The following is an 18135-nucleotide window of genomic DNA, read 5'->3' as shown; positions in this document are numbered from 1 at the left end:
CGGCGGGCCGCCCCGGCACCTAGGCCGGAACGCCCGCCCGAGCCGTCAGCCGGACTCGCAGCTCCCGCACCAGTGTCGACAGGTCCGCCCGGTCCGCGGCCGCGCCGTACAGGTAGAAGTCCGGCCGCACCAGGGCGCCGACCACCTTCGAAGAAGCCAGCCAGGGCAGGTACACGTCGTCCGAGTCCACCACCTCGAAGGGCTCGGACGTCGAACTCCCCGATGGCAGCACCCGCACCACGTGCGCGCCGATCTCGTCCAGGAATTCCAGGTCTTCGCTGTCCAGCACCGAATACGGGTCGAACGTGGAGATCAGCACAAAACCCCGGCCCACCACGTCGTCGAACAAGTCCACGACGTCACCCCGCGCAACGCGGCCCTGCGGGCTCAGCTCACCGGCGGGTGCGAGCGGCTCACCGGAAGAATTCCGCCGCACCACACCCGTCTCCAGCGAGTAGAACGAGGAAGAGTCCTCCGAGGACGAACCGTCCGCGGTGGGCGCCGCCTGCATGCCCAGCAGGTGCGCGTCCCGCGCCGCCGCGGCCACCGTGTCCAGTTCCGAGATGATCTTGCCCATCTCCACCGAAACGGTGATCGCGTGCCGCACCTGCGGGTCCCGCTCGGCCGGGTACTCGTCGAGCAGGGCCGCGTCCGCCACCCCGCGCAGCACCAGGTCCAGCTTCCAGGCCAGGTTCGCCGCGTCCCGCACGCCAGAGCACATGCCCTGCCCGGCGAACGGCGGCATCAGGTGCGCCGCGTCGCCGGCGATCAGCACCCTGCCCTCCCGCCATTTGTCCGCGATCCGCGCCTGGAAGGTGTACATGGTGTGACGGCACAGCGTGGCGTTCTCCGGCGTGACGTCGAACCGCTTGAGCAGCCGCCACACGTTCTCCGGCCGGTTCATCCGCTCCACCGTCTCGCCCGGCAGCCGCCGGAACTCCCACCGCCGGTGCCCGCGCCCGCTGGCCACCATGGTGGTCGGCCGCAGCGGGTCGCAGATCTGCCGGTCGTTCGGGTGGAACTCGCGCGGTTCGTTGAAGAGCACGTCGCACAGCAACCAGTCCTGCTTGAAGCCGAGATCGGTGTTGGTCGAGCCGATGTGCTCGCGCACGAAGCTGTTCGCCCCGTCGCAGCCGATCACCCACGACGCGGTGATCCGGTCGTAGCCCTCGTGCGGTCCAGGCGCCTCCACCTCGACGTGGTCACCGTGGTCGGCCAGCCCGATCGCGGTGTGCCCGGTGAGCACCTTCAGCGTCGGCAGCTTCGCGGCCTGCTCCGAGAGCGCCGCCTCCAGGGTCGGGTGGTGGATGACCACGGCGGGTGGCCAGCCGTCACGGCCCGTTTCGAACGGCACGTCGAAGCGCATCAACCGCTGCCCGGCGGCGTTCAGGAACTCGTACTCGCCGAGCCGCTCGTAGATCTCCGGCAGCGCGTCCCCGATGCCCGCGGCGGCGAAGTTCCGCGCGGTCTCGCCGTCGAACCCCTTGACGCGCGGGAACGGGTACGGCTCCGGCCAGCGCTCCAGCACGATCACCCGCCACCCGCGCTGGGCGAGCAGCATGGACAGGGTCTGGCCGGCCGGCCCGTTGCCGACGATCACCACGTCGGTATCGGTGGCCCTGCGTTCGGTCTCCTCAGGCATGTCCCATCCCGCTCGCGTTCTAGAAGACGGTGTCGATCAGTTCGAAGGCCTGTTCCGGGTTGAGCCTCGGGTCGCACAGCGACTCGTAGCGGCCGCTCAGCTGGCGCTCACCGGCCACCGGCCCGCCAACGCACTCGGTCACGTCGGCGGCCGCCACCTCCAGGTGCAGTCCGCCCGGGTGTGCGCCCAGCTCCCCGACGATCCGCGTGAAGGCGGCGGCCTCCTCGATGATGTCCGCCAGGTACCTGGTCTTCTGCCCAGTTTCGGCGCGAACCGTGTTGCCGTGCATCGGATCGCTCAGCCAGACCACCGGGTGCCCGGCGGCCCGCACCGCGCGCACCACCGGCGGCAGCGCCGATTCGATCGCGGCGCGGCCCATTCGCACGATCAGCGCCAGCCTGCCGGGCGTGCGGTCGGGGTCGAGCAGTTCACACAGGCGCAGCGCGGTTTCCGGGTCCGTACCGGGCCCGACCTTGCAGCCCACCGGGTTGATCGTCGACGCGAGCAGGTGGACGTGGGCGTGGTCGAGCTGCCGGGTGCGCTCGCCGATCCACGGGAAGTGCGTCGAGGCCAGGTAGTCGCCGCCGAGCCCGGCGCGGATCAGCGGGCGTTCGTAGTCGAGCACCAGCGCCTCGTGACTGGTCCACGGGCCGCTGCGGCCGGGTTCCCAGTGCGTGCGCAGGGCGCCGAGCACGTCCGCGCTGGCCTGGTAGGCCCACAGCATGCGGCGCGGGTCGTGCTGCCTGCCCGCGGGATCCGGTTCGAAGGAGTTGACCAGGTGCCCGCGGAACACCGGCACCTCGACACCGTTGACCGTCTCGAAGGCGTTCGACCGCGGCTTCGCGTACTGCCCGGCCATCCGCCCGAACCGGACCACCGGCTGGGAAACCTTCTTGGCGAACAGATCGCCGAGTTCGTTGAGGACGGTGACCTTCGCGGCTGTCCGGGAAAGGGTTGCGTCACCGAAGCTTTCGGCGCAGTCACCCGCCTGCAGCACACGTGCCGAACCGTCGGCGACCGCGGCCAGCGCACCGCGCACCTCGACCAGTTCCGCTTCGGTGACCAGCGGTTCGGCTGCCGAAAGCCGCCGTTGCGTGCGCTCGTAGTCGCGGTGTCCGTGCCAGTCCGGCTGCTCGGCCGCGGGGAGCGGGCCGGGACCGGCCCGGCGCATGGTTGGCAACATTCGGCAACATCTCCTGCGTTGGCGTGCGAGCGGGGTCAACGGTGGAAAATGTGCACAAAACCGGACGCTACCAGCACCGGAAGCCGGGATCGGCGCGCTCGCGCACACACTAGGGAAATGACTGCACCGGGGCGAAGATAGGGGGGTCACAGGGGGGTGATGCAGGGAAATTGCCGTTGTGCGGCGGGCAGCATCGCGCAGGTGAACTGCACCGCCGATCTCGGGAGTTCCGCTGATGTTGCGTACAGAGCTGATCCGGCCCCTGCCCGAACTGCTGGCCGCGCACGCTGAGCGACTGCCGGCCAAGGTGGCCTTCCGCGACCACCGGCGTGCGGTCACCTACGCGGAGCTGCACCGGCGCACCGGCAGGCTGGCCGGGCACCTGGCGGGACTGCGGTTGCAGCCGGGCGACCGGGCGCTGATCTATCTCGGCAACTCGGTCGAGGTGATCGAGAGTTATCTGTCCATCGCCAGGGCCAGCGGCGTCGGCGTGCCGTTCAACCCGCATTCGGCGGCCGCCGAGCTGGAGCACGTGGTCGACGACAGCGGCGCCAGCGTGGTCATCACCGATCCCGGTCACCTGGAGCAGGTGCTCGCGTTGCTGGCCGGGCGGCCGTACCTGCGGGTGGTGGTCACCGGGGACGAGCCGGTGCCGGACCACCCGGCCGTGGTGTCCTATGCGGACCTGATGGCCACGCCGCCGGACCTGCCCGCCCGCGACGACCAGGAACTCGACGACGTCGCCTGGATGCTCTACACCTCCGGCACCACCGGCAAGCCCAAGGGCGTGCTGTCCACCCAGCGCAGCTGCCTGTGGTCGGTGGCCGCCTGCTACGCGCCGATCATCGGGCTGTCCGAAGAGGACAAGGTGCTCTGGCCGCTGCCGCTGCACCACAGCCTCGCGCACATCTTCACCGTGCTCGGCGTGACCGCGGTCGGCGCCACCGCGCACCTGATGGACGGGTTCGCCGCCGAGGACGTGCTCCGCGCGCTCGGTGAGGACGACTACACCTTTCTCGCCGGGGTTCCCGCTCTCTACCACTACCTGCTCGAAGCCTCGGAGGGCACCGAGGTGCGCGCACACAACCTGCGTGCCTGCCTGACCGGTGGCACGGTGTGCCCGGCCGCGCTGCGGCACTCCTTCGAGCGGGTGTTCGGCGTTCCGCTGCTCGACTGCTACGGCAGCACCGAGGCCTGCGGATCCTTTGTGGTCAACGGGATCAACGGGACCAGGGTGGACGGTTCGTGCGGGTTGCCGATCCCCGGCGTGGCGGTGCGCCTGGTCGATCCGGACACCGGGCTGGACGTGGCCACGGGCGACGAGGGCGAGGTGTGGGTCCGCGGGCCGAACCTGATGGTCGGATACCACAACCAGCCGGAGGCGACCGCCGAGGCGATGTCGCACGGCTGGTACCGCACCGGCGACCTGGCCCGCAGCGACGAGGCCGGCTACCTCACCATCACCGGGCGGATCAAGGAACTCATCATCCGCAACGGCGAGAACATCCACCCCGGCGAGGTGGAGGAAGTGCTCCGCAAGGTGCCGGGAGTGGCCGACGCGGCGGTGGTCGGCCGTCCGCACGACGTGCTCGGCGAGGTGCCGATCGCCTTTGTCGTTCCCGGCCCCGGCCTCGATCCCGAGCTGCTCTTCGACACCTGCCGCGAGCAGCTGTCCAACTTCAAGGTGCCCGAAGAGCTGTACGAGATCGACGAGGTGCCGCGGACACCGTCGGGCAAGATCACCCGGCACGTGCTGCTCGACCGGCCGGCGCGGCTGCGCGCGGCCAGCGGCGGCAGGCACGAGTCCCTGCTGCGGACCGACTGGGTGCCGCTGCCCTCGGTCCGCACCAGCAACGCGCCGCTGCCGACCGAGTGGGCCGTGCTCGGCACGGATCACTTCGGCCTGACCGCGGGCCTGGTCGCGGCCGGGATGTCGGTGCGGCAGCACGCCGGCGCCGCCGCGTTGCACGTGGCCGCGTCGCTGGGCGAGCCGGTACCGGAGGTCGCCGTGTTGTGCTGTCCGAGCGGTGGCAGCGGGACCGATGCCGCGCACGAGGCGATGCGCGAGCTGTCCGACCTGCTGTGGTCGTGGGCGCACGACGACTGGCTCGCGAGCTGCCGGCTGGTCGTGGTGACCAGGGGCGCGCTGGCCACCGGCGCCGGGGAGGACGTCACCGACCTGGTGCACGCCTCGCTGTGGGGCCTGCTCCGGTCCGCGCAAGCCGAGTACCCGAACCGATTCGTCCTGGTCGACGTCGACGAGCAGTCCCCGCCGGTGCTGCCGTTCGCGGTGGGGTCGGACGAGCCGCAGCTGGCCATCCGCGGTGGCATCGCGTTCCGCCCGCGCCTGATGCGCGTCACCGCGAACACCGACGGGCAGCCGATGAACCTCGATCCGAAGCGGACGGTGGTGGTCACCGGTGCCACCGGCCCGATGGGGGTGGCGCTGACCCGGCACCTCGTGGCCGCGCACGGCGCCAGGAACCTGCTGCTGATCAACCCGGCGAACGACGAACTGGAAACCGAGCTGGGCAAGCTCGGCGCACGGGTCACCACGGCCACCTGCGATCTCGGTGACCGTGACGCGCTCGGCCGGGTGCTCGACGGGCTGAAGCGGCCGGTCACCGCGGTGCTGCACTGCGACGGCGAGGTGGAAAGCCCGTCCGCGCCGCCCGGTGACCGCCGCCTCGCCTTCCGCTCCATTGTGGACGGGGCGACCAACCTGCACGAGCTGACCAAGGACGGGGACCTGTCGGCGTTCGTGCTGCTGGGCTCGGTCGCCGGAGCACTCGGCGCCGCCGGGCGTGGCGACCAGGCCGCGGCCGGCGCCTTCCTGACCGCGCTGGCGCAGTACCGCCGCGCCCGCGGGTTGCCCGCGGTGTGCGTCGCGCTGGGCACCGCCGCGCAGGCGGCGGAACTGTCCACCCAGGAATGCCTGGCCATGTTCGACGCGGTCACCGCGATGGACCTGCCGCACGCGGTGGTGATGCGGGTCAACGAGCAGACCACGTCGCGGACCGTGCCCGCCCTGCTGCGCGGTCTGGTCGACGCCGCGCCCACCACGGATTCGGCTTCGCTCAAGGAACGCGTCGCCGCGATGCCGCCGGACGAACGGGAAAGCTTCCTGGTCGGCCTGATCCGCGCCGAGGTGGCCACCATTCCCGGTATCGCCGGCGGTGCGCGGGCCGGTGCCGGGAAGACCTTCCGTGAACTGGGGTTCACCTCGGTCAGCGCGGTCGAGCTGCGCAACCGCCTGGCCACCTCGACCGGGCTGGACCTGACCGCGACGGTGGCCTTCGACTACCCGACGCCGGTGGCGCTGGCCAGGCACCTGCGGTCGGTGCTACTCGGCGAGAAGCCCGCGCCGATCGTCATCGACGAGCCGGTGAGCGGACCGGACGAGCCGATCGCCATCGTCGGCATGGCCTGCCGGTACCCCGGCGGTGTGCGGTCACCGGAGGACCTGTGGCGGCTGGTCACCGAGGGCGGTGAGGTGGTCTCGGACTTCCCCGCCGACCGCGGCTGGGACCTGGCCAGGCTGTTCGGCTCCGAGTCCGGGGCCACCTACTGCCAGCAGGGCGGTTTCCTCTACGACGCGCCCGAGTTCGACGCCGGGTTCTTCGGCATCTCCCCGCGTGAGGCGCTGGCGATGGACCCGCAGCAGCGCCTGGTTCTGGAGACCTCGTGGGAGGCGGTCGAGCGGGCCGGGATCGATCCGCTTTCCTTGCGTGGCAGCAAGACCGGGATGTTCGCGGGCGTGATGTACCACGACTACGGCTGGGGGCTGGCCGATCCACCGGAGGGTTCCGAGGCGTACTGGGGCATCGGCAACGCGGGCAGCGTGGTGTCCGGTCGTGTGTCCTACGCGCTGGGGCTCGAAGGCCCGGCGGTCACCGTCGACACCGCGTGCTCCTCGTCGCTGGTCGCGATGCACTGGGCCGGGCAGTCGCTGCGCGAGGGCGAATGCGATCTGGCACTGGCCGGCGGGGTCGCGGTGATGTCCACCCCGCAGACGTTCGTGGAGTTCTCCCTGCAGGGCGGCCTCGCGCCGGACGGACGCTGCAAGTCCTTCGCCGACGCGGCCGATGGCACCGGCTGGTCCGAGGGCGTCGGTTTTGTGGTGTTGGAACGGCTTTCCGACGCCAAGCGCAACGGCCACACCGTGCTCGCCGTGCTGCGGGGGAGCGCGGTCAACCAGGACGGCGCGTCGAACGGGCTGACCGCGCCGAACGGCCCGTCGCAGCAGCGGGTGATCCTCCGGGCACTGGCGAACGCCGGGCTGAAGCCGTCCGATGTGGACGCGATGGAAGCACACGGCACCGGCACCACGCTCGGCGATCCGATCGAGGCGCAGGCGTTGCTGGCGACCTACGGGCAGGACCGTGAACAGCCTCTGCTGCTGGGTTCGGTGAAGTCGAACCTCGGGCACACGCAGGCCGCGGCCGGAGTGGCCGGGGTGATCAAGATGGTCCAGGCGCTGCGGCACGGGGTGCTGCCGAAGACTCTGCACGTGGACCAGCCTTCGTCCTATGTGGACTGGTCGGCGGGCGCCGTCGAACTGGTCACCGAACAGCGGGAACTGCCGTCGCTGGACCGTCCGGCACGAGCCGGGGTGTCGTCGTTCGGCATCAGCGGGACCAATGCGCACGTGATCATCGAGCAGGCGCCGCCGCAACCGCGGGTGGTCGAACCCGCCGAGGTCACGCCGTCGGTGGTGCCGTGGCTGGTTTCCGCCCGATCGGCGGCCGCGCTCGACGCCCAGGCCGACCGGCTGCGCGCGTTGGACGGAGACCCGCTGGACATCGGCTTCTCCACGGTGATCTCGCGGTCGGTCTTCGAGCACCGCGCGGTGCTCGTCGACGGCACCGAGATCGCGCGCGGTGAGGCGGGCGACCGGTCGGTGGCGATCCTGTTCTCCGGTCAGGGAAGCCAGCGGATCGGCATGGGGCGCGAGCTGTACCAGCGGTTCCCGGTGTTCGCGTCCGCGCTGGACGAGGTGCTCGAACACCTCGACGTCCGCGACGTCATGTGGGGCCCGGACGAGGATGCCCTGAACCAGACCGGCGCCACGCAGCCCGCGTTGTTCGCCATCGAGGTGGCGCTGTACCGGTTGATCGAGTCGTGGGGCATTCGAGCCGACTACCTGGCCGGGCACTCGATCGGCGAGATCGCCGCCGCGCACGTGGCCGGGGTGTTCACCCTTGACGACGCCTGCAAGCTCGTCGAAGCACGGGCAAAGCTGATGCAGGCCCTTCCCGCCGATGGCGCCATGGTGGCGATCGAAGCCACCGAGGACGAGGTCGCACCGCTGCTCACCGACGAGGTCTCGATCGCCGCGATCAACGGCCCGCGCTCACTGGTGATCTCCGGAAACGCGCAGGTCACAGCCGAAATCGTGGCGGGTTTTGCCGAGCGCGGGCGGAAGTCTAGGCGTTTGCCGGTCAGCCATGCGTTCCACTCACCCTTGATGAACTCGATGCTGGATGACTTCCGGGCGGTGGTGTCGGGGCTGTCGTTCACCGCGCCGCGGGTGCCGGTGGTGTCGAACCTGACCGGGGGCGTCGCCACCGGCGCCGAGCTGTGCTCGCCGGACTACTGGGTCCGGCACGTGCGCGGCACCGTGCGCTTCGCCGACGGCGTGCGTGCGCTGGCCGAAGCGGGCGCGGACGTTTTCCTGGAGCTGGGTCCCGACGGCGTGCTCTCCGGCATGGCCGCCGACTCGGCACCCGACGCGACGCTGGTCCCGATCCTGCGCAAGGACCGCCCGGAGGAACTCGGCGCGCTCACCGCGTTGGCGAAACTGCACGTCATCGGGGTTCCGGTGAGCTGGCGCGCGGTCTTCGCCGGCACCGGGGCGCGGCGGGTGGACCTGCCGACCTACGCCTTCCAGCGGCAGCGGTTCTGGCCCGAGCTGGCCGCCCCGGCCACCGCGACCGGGTCGGATCCGGTGGACGCCGCGTTCTGGAGCCTGGTCGACGACGGTGACCTGGCCACTGTCGCCTCCGCGCTGGAGGTCGACCCGAAAACCGCCGCCACCATGGTGCCCGCGCTGGCGACCTGGCGTAACCGGCGGCGCGCCCAGTCCGTTGTGGACTCCTGGCGCTACCGCGAGTCGTGGGTGAGGCTGCCCGAGCCGTCCGCCCCTGCCGGTCGGTCGTGGCTGGCAGTGCTGGACCGCGAGGACGAGTGGACCACCGCGGTGCTCGCCGCGCTCGGCCCCGACGTGGTGCGCGTCGAGGTCTCCGACCGCAAGGCCATGGCCACGAAGTTCGAGGATCTGGCAGGGCAGGAGTTCGCCGGGGTGGTTTCCCTGGCCGGGCTGAGCGAAGCGCCGTCGCACGGAGCCGTTCCGGCCGGGTTGCTCTACTCGGTCGAGGTGGTGCAGGCACTGGGCGACGCCGGGATCGAGGCGCCGGTCTGGCTGGTCACCCGCGGTGCGGTGGCGGTCGGGAAGCCGGGGGAGGTGACCCGCCCCGAGCAGGGCGCGTTGTGGGGTCTCGGCCGCTCGGCCGCGCTGGAGCTACCGCGACGCTGGGGAGGGCTCGTCGATCTGCCCGAACGGTTCGACGACCAGGCCGGGAAGCGGTTCGCCGCCGTGCTGATCGGCCACGAGGACCAGGTCGCCGTGCGCTCCGGCGGTGTGTTCGGCCGGCGGCTGGTGCACGCCCCGGCCACCGGCGCGCGGCCGGAGAACTGGCGGTTGCGCGGCACGGTCCTGATCACCGGCGGTACGGGCGGGCTCGGCGGGCAGGTCGCCCGATGGGCCGTCGCCAGCGGAGCCGAGCACGTGGTGCTGACCAGCCGCCGCGGCCCGGACGCTCCCGGCGCCGCCGAGCTGAAGGCCGAGCTGGAGGCCGAGGGCACGCGGGTGACCATCGTCGCCTGCGACGCGGCCGACCGCGACGCACTGCGCGAGGTGCTGGCCGGAATCGACGTGAACTCGGTGGTGCACGCCGCCGGGGTCGGGGTCGGTGACGCGCCGATCGGCTCGGTGACCGCCGAGCAGCTGGACGGCCTCCTGCGCTCGAAGCTGACCGCCGCGTGGAACCTGCACGAGCTGACCGGCGACCTGGACAACTTCGTGTTGTTCTCCTCCGGCGCGGGGAGCTGGGGCAGTGGCGGCCAGCCAGGATACGCCGCGGGCAACGCCTACCTGGACGCGCTGGCGACACACCGCCGTGGCGAGGGCTTGCCCGCGACGTCGATCGCCTGGGGTTCCTGGGCCGATGCCGGACTCGGTGCCGACAACCCGGAACTGTCCGAGCACATGCGCCGCGTCGGCGTGCTGCCGATGGAACCGCGGCTGGCCATCGCCGCGCTGCAACAGGCGCTGGAGGACGGCGAAACCCTGCTCACCGTGACGAACACGGACTGGAAGCGGTTCGCGCCCAGCTTCACCGCGACCCGGCCGAGTCCGTTGCTGGCCGATCTGCCCGAGGCGGTCGCGGCAGTGGCCACCGAGCCCGAGACCGGCGCTGAGCCGGAGCTGCGGCAGCGGCTCGCTGAGCTGTCCGAAGCCGATCGCGCCAGGGTGCTGCTCGACCTGGTGCGGGCCGAAGCGGCCGCGGTGCTGGGCCACGACCGTCCACAAGCGATTCCGGCGGACAAGGTGTTCCGCGAGCAGGGCTTCGACTCGGTGACCGCGGTGGAGGTGCGCGAACGGCTGCGGGTCAAGTCCGGCCTTTCGCTGCCCGCCGCGCTGGTGTTCGACTACCCGACACCGCGTGCGGTGGCCGCCTATCTCGGCGAGAACCTGGTGATCGAGCAGCCGCGCGGGTCCGCGGTGAGCGAACTGGACCGGTTCGAAGCGGCGCTGTGGGCCGAGAACACCGACACGCAGGTCATCGGCGAGCGGCTGGAAGCGATCCTGCAGCGGCTGCGCAAGCCCGCCGCCGCGCGTTCGTCCGAAGAGGACATCAACTCGGTCCCGGTGGACCGGCTACTCGACATCATCGACGGGGAACTCTCCGACCTCTCGTGATGCCTCCTGGCTAGTCAGCAGAAAGAGGATGGACCAGTGCAGCAGGATGAGCAGCAGGACAAGGTTGTCGAATACCTGAGGCGAGTCACTGTCGACCTGCGCCGGGCCCGCGAGCGGGTCCAGGAGCTGGAGCGCAAGCACACCGAGCCCATCGCCATCGTCGGCATGGCCTGCCGCTACCCGGGTGACGTGCGCTCGCCCGAGCAGCTGTGGGAACTGCTCGCCGAGGGCCGTGACGTGATCGGGGAGTTCCCCGGCGACCGCGGCTGGGACCTCGACACCCTGTTCCGCAGCGGGGCCAGCCTGGCCACCGAGGGCGGCTTCGTGCACGACACGGCCGACTTCGACGCGGGCTTCTTCGGCATCTCCCCGCGCGAGGCACTGGGCATGGACCCGCAGCAGCGGCTGCTGCTGGAAACCTCGTGGGAAGCGCTGGAGCGCGCGGGCATCGACCCGGAGTCGTTGCGCGGCAGCCAAACCGGCGTGTTCACCGGCACGAACGGCCAGGACTACGCGAACCTGCTGGCCGGTGAAGCCACCACCGGGGTCATCGCCAGTGTCATCTCCGGCCGGGTTTCCTACACCTTCGGCTTCGAGGGCCCGGCGGTTTCCGTGGACACCGCGTGTTCCTCTTCGCTGGTCGCGTTGCACCTCGCGGTGCAGGCGCTGCGATCGGGCGAATGCTCGCTGGCGCTGGCCGGTGGCGTCGCGGTGATGTCCACTCCCGGCGCGTTCACCGAGTTCACCAAGCAGGGTGCGCTCGCCGCCGACGGCCGGAGCAAGGCGTTCTCCGACCGCGCCGACGGCATGGGCTGGTCCGAGGGCGCCGGGCAGCTGGTGCTGGAACGGTTGTCCGACGCACAGCGCAACGGGCGGAACATCCTCGCCGTCATCCGTGGCACCGCGGTCAACCAGGACGGTGCCTCCAACGGGCTCACCGCGCCGAACGGGCCTTCTCAACAGCGGGTGATCCGGGCGGCGCTGGCGAACGCCGGGCTGAATCCGTCCGATGTGGACGCCGTCGAAGCACACGGCACCGGGACCGCTTTGGGCGACCCGATCGAGGCGCACGCGCTGATGGCCGCGTACGGCCAGGACCGCGAGCACCCGCTGAAACTGGGTTCGATCAAGTCGAACCTGGGACACGCGCAGGCCGCCGCCGGCGTCGCCGGGGTGATCAAGATGGTGCTGGCGATGCGTCACGGCGCACTGCCGAAGACGTTGCACGCCGAGCGGCCGTCGTCGCACATCGACTGGTCCTCCGGTGCGGTCGAGCTGCTGACCGAGCAGAGCGCGTGGCCACGGCCGGAGCGCCGGGCGGGTGTCTCGTCGTTCGGTGTCAGCGGCACCAACGCGCACATCATTCTCGAACAAGCACCTGAGCCGGTCGTCGAAGAGGAGCCCGTTCGCGAAGCGCCGGTGACCGGTGTGGTCCCGTGGGTGCTCTCGGCGCGGACCGAAGCCGCGCTGACCGCGCAGGCCGCCCGCATTCGCAGCGCTGAAGGATCCATTGAGGACATCGGCTTCTCGCTGGCCACGACCCGGGCGGCGCTCGATCATCGTGCCGTGGCGCTCGACCGCGATGTGCTGGATGCCTTCGCTGGCGGGGAAGCCACCGCCGGTGTGGTCACCGGGGTGGCCAACTCCGTCGGCCGTTCCGCGTTTGTGTTCCCGGGTCAGGGTTCGCAGTGGGTCGGCATGGGCCGCGAGCTGCTGGACGCCTCGCCGGTGTTCGCGCGGCGCATCGAGGAATGCGCGGCCGCGCTTTCCTCCTTTGTGGATTGGTCGCTGCTGGACGTTTTGCGCGGCGACGGCGACCTGGATCGCGTGGACGTCGTTCAGCCGACGTTGTGGGCGGTCATGGTGTCGCTCGCCGAGCTGTGGCGTTCGGTCGGCGTGGAACCGGAAGCCGTCATCGGGCACTCCCAGGGGGAGATCGCCGCTGCCGCGGTGTCCGGGGCGCTGAGCCTGGAAGACGCCGCGCGCGTGGTCGCGTTGCGCAGCATCGCGGTGGCCGAATCCCTGGCGGGGCACGGTGGAATGGTCTCCGTCGCGCTCCCGGCCGCCGAAGTGGAGCTGGGCCGCTGGGGCGACCGGCTGTCCGTCGCCGCGATCAACGGTCCTGGTGCGACAGTGGTTTCCGGCGAAGTGGCCGCGCTCGACGAACTGCTCGCCACCTGTGAGGCCGACGGCGTCCGCGCTCGGCGGATCACCGTGGACTACGCCTCGCATTCCGTGCAGGTGGAGGCTATTCGCGAGCGCGTGCTCGCCGACCTCGCACCGATCACGCCTCGCAGCGGTGACATTCCCTTCTACTCCACGGTGACCGGCGAGCCGATCGACACGGCCGGACTGGACGCCGAGTACTGGTACACGAACCTCCGTCAGACCGTCGAATTCGAACGTGCCACGCGGCGGCTGCTCGACGACGGTTTCGACGTGTTCATCGAGCCGAGCGCGCACCCGGTCCTCACCGTCGGAGTCGAGCAGACGCTCGAAGCGGCCGGGGTGAACGGCACCGTGCTCGGCTCGCTGCGCCGGGACGACGGTGGTGCGCTCCGGTTCCTGACCTCGGTGGCCGAAGCACACGTCGCCGGGGTCGCCGTGGACTGGCCGGTCTTCTTCGGCGGCGCCCAGCGCGTCGACCTGCCGACCTACGCCTTCCAGCGGCAGCGTTACTGGCCAGCGGCCGCAAATGGCGCGGGTGATGTGCGCGCGGCCGGGCTGGGCTCGGTCGAACACCCGCTGCTCGGCGCCGCGGTCGAACTGGCCGAGGGCGAAAACGTCTTCACCAGCCGCCTTTCGCTGCGGTCGCACCCCTGGCTGGCCGAGCACCTGGTGCACGGCAAGGTGTTGCTGCCCGGCACGGCGTTTGTCGAACTGGCCGTGCGAGCCGGGGACGAGCTGGGCTGCGACCGCGTCGACGAACTCACGCTCGCGGCTCCGCTGGTCCTGCCCGAACAGGGTGCGGTTCAGCTTCAATTACGCGTCGGCCTGCCCGACGACCAGGGGCGGCGTCCCATCACGGTGCACAGCCGTCCCGAGGACGCGGTTGATCTGCCGTGGACCGAGCACGCCACCGGGTTCCTCGGCACCGGCGCCCGTCCGTCCACATTCGACAGCGTGACCTGGCCGCCCGCCGGTGCCGAACCACTCGACGTGGACGGCTGCTACGAACGCTTCGCCGAGAACGGTTTCGCTTACGGCCCGGTGTTCCAGGGCTTGCGGGCCGCCTGGCAACACGGTGACGAGGTGTTCGCCGAGGTCGCCCTGCCCGAAGGTGTTTCCCCGGACGGTTTCGGCCTGCACCCGGCCTTGCTGGACGCCGCGTTGCACGCCGCCGGGCTGGCGGAGCTGGGTGTGCTGAGCGGTGGTGCGCTGCCGTTCGCCTGGGAAGGTGTGTCGCTGCACGCGGTCGGTGCGGCCACCGCGCGAGTCCGCCTGCGGGCCGAAGGCAACGGCCTGTCGGTCGAGGTCGCGGACGCGGCCGGTGGACCGGTCGCCTCGATCGACTCCCTGGTGCTCCGCGAGGTTTCCACGGACCAATTTGGCGATCCCGCCCGCGACGGGCTGTTCCGAGTCGACTGGGTCCCCGCGCCCGCGGCTGTCTCCGAACCGATCCTGGCGGTGCACGAGACGCTGGAGTCCATTGAGGACGTACCGGAAGTGGTGGTGCTGCCGCTGCCGGAACTCGACTCGGTGCGGGACCTCACCGCACACGCCCTTGACCTGCTGCAACGCTGGCTGGCCGACGACCGGTTCGCCGACTCTCGACTGGCGCTGGTCACTCGCAGTGAGAACGCCGTCTGGGGCCTGGTTCGTTCGGCGCAGTCGGAGAACCCGGGCCGGTTCATCCTGATCGAGGCCGAAGACCTCGCCCTGGTCCCGGCTGCCGTGGCCACCGGTGAACCGCAGCTCGCGATCCGCGGCGGCGAGATCCTGGTGCCGCGCGTCGCGCGCGTGCCCGCTCCGGCTTCGCGATTCTCCTGGGACCCCTACGAGCTGGTGTTGATCACCGGTGGCACCGGCGGTCTCGGCGGGGTGATCGCGCGGCACCTGGTCGCTGAGCACGGCGTGCGGAACCTGTTGCTGGTCAGCCGGACCGGCCGCGCGGACGTGTCGGACATCGATGCGAACGTGCAGGTCGAAGCGTGTGACGTGGCTGATCGCGAGGCGCTGGCCGCGTTGCTGGCGCGTCACGACGTCAAGGCCGTGATTCACGCGGCCGGGGTGCTCGACGACGGGGTGATCGGCTCACTGACCGCGGAGCGTCTGGACAACGTGCTCCGGCCGAAGCTCGACGCCGCCCGCAACCTGCACGAACTCACCGGGGACCTGTCCGCCTTCGTGGTCTATTCGGCGGGCGCCGGGGTGTTCGGCGGCGCCGGTCAGGGCAACTACGCGGCCGCGAACGCCGCTCTCGACGCGCTGATCCGCGAGCGGCACGCCGCCGGCCTGCCAGGCGTATCGCTGGTGTGGGGCGCGTGGGACCGCACGATCGGCCTGACCGGCAGCGTCACCGACGCCGACCTGCGGCGACTGGCCCAGGACGGCATGCCGCCGCTGTCGGCGGAGCAGGGCGTCGCGCTGTTCGACGCGGCGCTGGCCACCGGCGAGCCGGTGATCCTGCCGATGAACGTGGACGTGCCGGTTCTGCGTGGCCGAAGCGACGTCCCGCCGCTGTTGCGCGGCCTGGTGCGTACCCGCGCTCGCCGTGCCGCCGCCGGTGAGGAAACCGCCGACACACTGGCGCGGCGGCTCGCGGGCCTCGGTGACGCCGAACGCGTCGAGTCGCTTCGGGAGACGATCCGCGGACTCGTCGCCGTCGTGCTCGGCTACGCGGGCGCGGCCGCCGTCGACCCGTCGCAGACCTTCCAGCATCTCGGTTTCGACTCGCTGACCGCCGTCGAACTGCGCAACCGCCTGGGCGCGGCGACCGGCCTGCGACTGCCCGCGACCATGGTTTTCGACTACCCGACGCCGACCGTGCTGGCTTCGTACCTGGCGGAAGAGCTGTTCGGAAGCCGTGAAAGCCACCTTCACGGCACCGTGACGCGCCGTGAAAACCTCATTCACGGCGAAGACCCGATCGTGATCGTGGGCATGTCCTGCCGCTTCCCCGGTGGTGTGAATTCACCGGAGGAACTGTGGGACCTGGTGCTCAACGGCACCGACGCGATCAGCGGCTTCCCCAGCGACCGCGGCTGGGACCTGGACTCGCTGTACCACCCGGACCCCGACCATCCCGGCACCTCGTACGCGCGCACCGGTGGTTTCCTGCACAACGCCGCCGAGTTCGACCCGGACTTCTTCGGCATGAGCCCGCGTGAGGCGCTCGCGACCGACTCCCAGCAGCGGTTGTTGCTGGAGACGTCGTGGGAGGCGATCGAGCGGGCGGGGATCGATCCGGTTTCCTTGCGTGGCAGTCAGACCGGTGTGTTCGCCGGGGTCATGTACAACGACTACGGCTCACTGATCGAGGACGATGAGGGTTACCAGGGCACGGGCGCGCAGCTGAGCGTCGCTTCCGGTCGCCTGTCCTACACCTTCGGCTTCGAAGGCCCGGCGGTCACCGTCGACACGGCGTGCTCGTCCTCGCTGGTCGCACTGCACCTGGCCGCGCAAGCGCTGCGTAATGGGGAATGCTCGCTGGCGCTGGCCGGTGGCGTGACGGTGATGTCCACGCCGAGCACCTACGTGACGTTCTCCCGGCAGCGCGGACTCTCCGAAGACGGCCGGTGCAAGGCTTTCGCGGACGCGGCCGATGGAGCCGGATTCTCCGAGGGCGTCGGCCTTCTGGTCCTGGAACGCCTTTCTGACGCGCAGCGCAATGGGCACGAGGTTCTTGCGGTGGTTCGCGGTAGTGCGGTGAACCAGGATGGTGCGTCGAATGGTTTGACTGCGCCGAATGGTCCGTCGCAGCAGCGGGTGATCCGGCAGGCGCTGGCTTCGGCTGGTCTGTCCACTCAGGACGTAGATGCGGTGGAAGCGCACGGCACGGGTACAACCCTGGGTGATCCGATCGAGGCGCAGGCGCTGCTGGCGACCTACGGGCAGGACCGCGAGCGGCCGCTTCTGCTGGGGTCGATCAAGTCGAACTTCGGTCACACGCAGGCCGCCGCCGGTGTCGCCGGTGTGATCAAGATGGTCATGGCCATGCGGCACGGTGTGCTGCCGGAGACCCTGCACGTCGACGCGCCTTCGTCCCATGTGGACTGGGAGTCGGGTTCGGTCGAGCTGCTGACGTCGCAGGTGGCGTGGCCTGAGGTCGGGCGGATGCGCCGGGCTGGTGTGTCTTCGTTCGGTGTCAGTGGCACGAATGCGCATGTGATCTTGGAGCAGGCTGCCACCACGACGGTGGAGCCGACGCCGGTTGAGCACCCGGTGCCCCTGGTCGTCTCGGCTCGGACCGAAGGCGCATTGGATGACCAGCTCGAACGCATCAAGGCCCTGACGAACTCTCCCGCGGACATCGGCTATTCGCTCACGCTGCGTTCGAGTTTCGAGCAGCGTGCGGTGTTGCTGGATGGTGTCGAGGTCGCGCGGGGGACTGCTGTCGAGCGTCCTCTGGCGATGTTGTTCTCGGGCCAGGGGAGCCAGCGGATCGGGATGGGCCGCGAGCTGTATTCCCGGTTTCCGGTTTTCGCTGCCGCTCTGGATGAGGTCTTGTCGCATCTGGATGTCCGTGAGGTCATGTGGGGCGGGGATCAGGAGGCGCTGAACCAGACCGGTAATGCGCAGCCCGCTCTGTTCGCGATCGAGGTGGCGCTTTATCGCTTGGCTGAGTCGTGGGGGCTCAAGCCGGATCACCTGGCTGGTCACTCGATCGGTGAGGTGGCCGCCGCCCACGTGGCCGGGGTCCTCAGCCTGGAAGACGCGTGCACGTTGATCTCCGCTCGTGCTCGGTTGATGCAGGCGCTCCCGACTGGTGGCGCGATGGTGGCGATCCAGGCCACCGAGGATGAGGTCCAGCTGGTCGACGGTGTCTCGATCGCGGCGATAAACGGCCCGAACTCGGTGGTCATCGCTGGTGAGGAAGCCGCAGTGCTGGAGGTCGCGGCTGGGTTTACCAAAACCAGTCGGCTCAAGGTGTCGCACGCGTTCCATTCGCCGTTGATGGAGCCGATGCTGGAGGACTTCCGCTCGGCCATCGAGCACTTGACCTTCCACGAGCCGCGCATCCCCATTTCCACCACGGGCGATGTGACCACGGTGGACTATTGGGTGCGGCACGTTCGCGATACCGTCCGGTTTGCCGACAACGTGGCCGCCATCGGGGACGCGCACTTCCTGGAGCTGGGCCCGGGCGGCGTGCTAGCGGCGATGGTC

Annotated in this window: 4 protein-coding genes (1 of these 4 running past the window's edge); 2 read left to right on the top strand and 2 right to left on the bottom strand. The window is 70.5% G+C overall.

Annotation, left to right across the window (positions count from 1 at the left end):
- Window positions 1-19: 19 nt before the first annotated feature.
- Complete coding sequence (locus tag YIM_RS39380; RefSeq protein ID WP_153035196.1) at window positions 20-1642, bottom strand: bifunctional 3-(3-hydroxy-phenyl)propionate/3-hydroxycinnamic acid hydroxylase; 1623 nt, start codon at window positions 1640-1642, stop codon at window positions 20-22.
- A gap of 19 nt (window positions 1643-1661) precedes the next feature.
- Window positions 1662-2825, bottom strand: a complete 1164-nt coding sequence (locus tag YIM_RS39375) for a 3-deoxy-7-phosphoheptulonate synthase (RefSeq protein WP_228004306.1) — start codon at window positions 2823-2825, stop codon at window positions 1662-1664.
- Window positions 2826-3060: 235 nt separating this feature from the next.
- Between YIM_RS39375 and YIM_RS39370 the strand changes: the two genes are divergently transcribed.
- Both YIM_RS39370 and YIM_RS49500 read left to right on the top strand, forming a co-directional pair.
- Entirely contained in the window at window positions 3061-10806 is a 7746-nt protein-coding gene (locus YIM_RS39370; RefSeq protein ID WP_153035195.1) for a type I polyketide synthase, read from the top strand.
- Between the two features lie 36 nt (window positions 10807-10842).
- A protein-coding gene (locus YIM_RS49500; protein ID WP_228004305.1) for a type I polyketide synthase crosses the window boundary here: on the top strand, window positions 10843-18135 show its 5' end (the start). It continues 25650 nt past the right edge of the window; the window shows 7293 of its 32943 coding nt (coding positions 1-7293); the start codon lies at window positions 10843-10845; the stop codon falls past the right edge of the window.

This window comes from Amycolatopsis sp. YIM 10, assembly GCF_009429145.1.
In the GTDB taxonomy this organism is placed as follows: domain Bacteria; phylum Actinomycetota; class Actinomycetes; order Mycobacteriales; family Pseudonocardiaceae; genus Amycolatopsis.
This window is presented reverse-complemented; position numbering and strand designations above follow the sequence as displayed.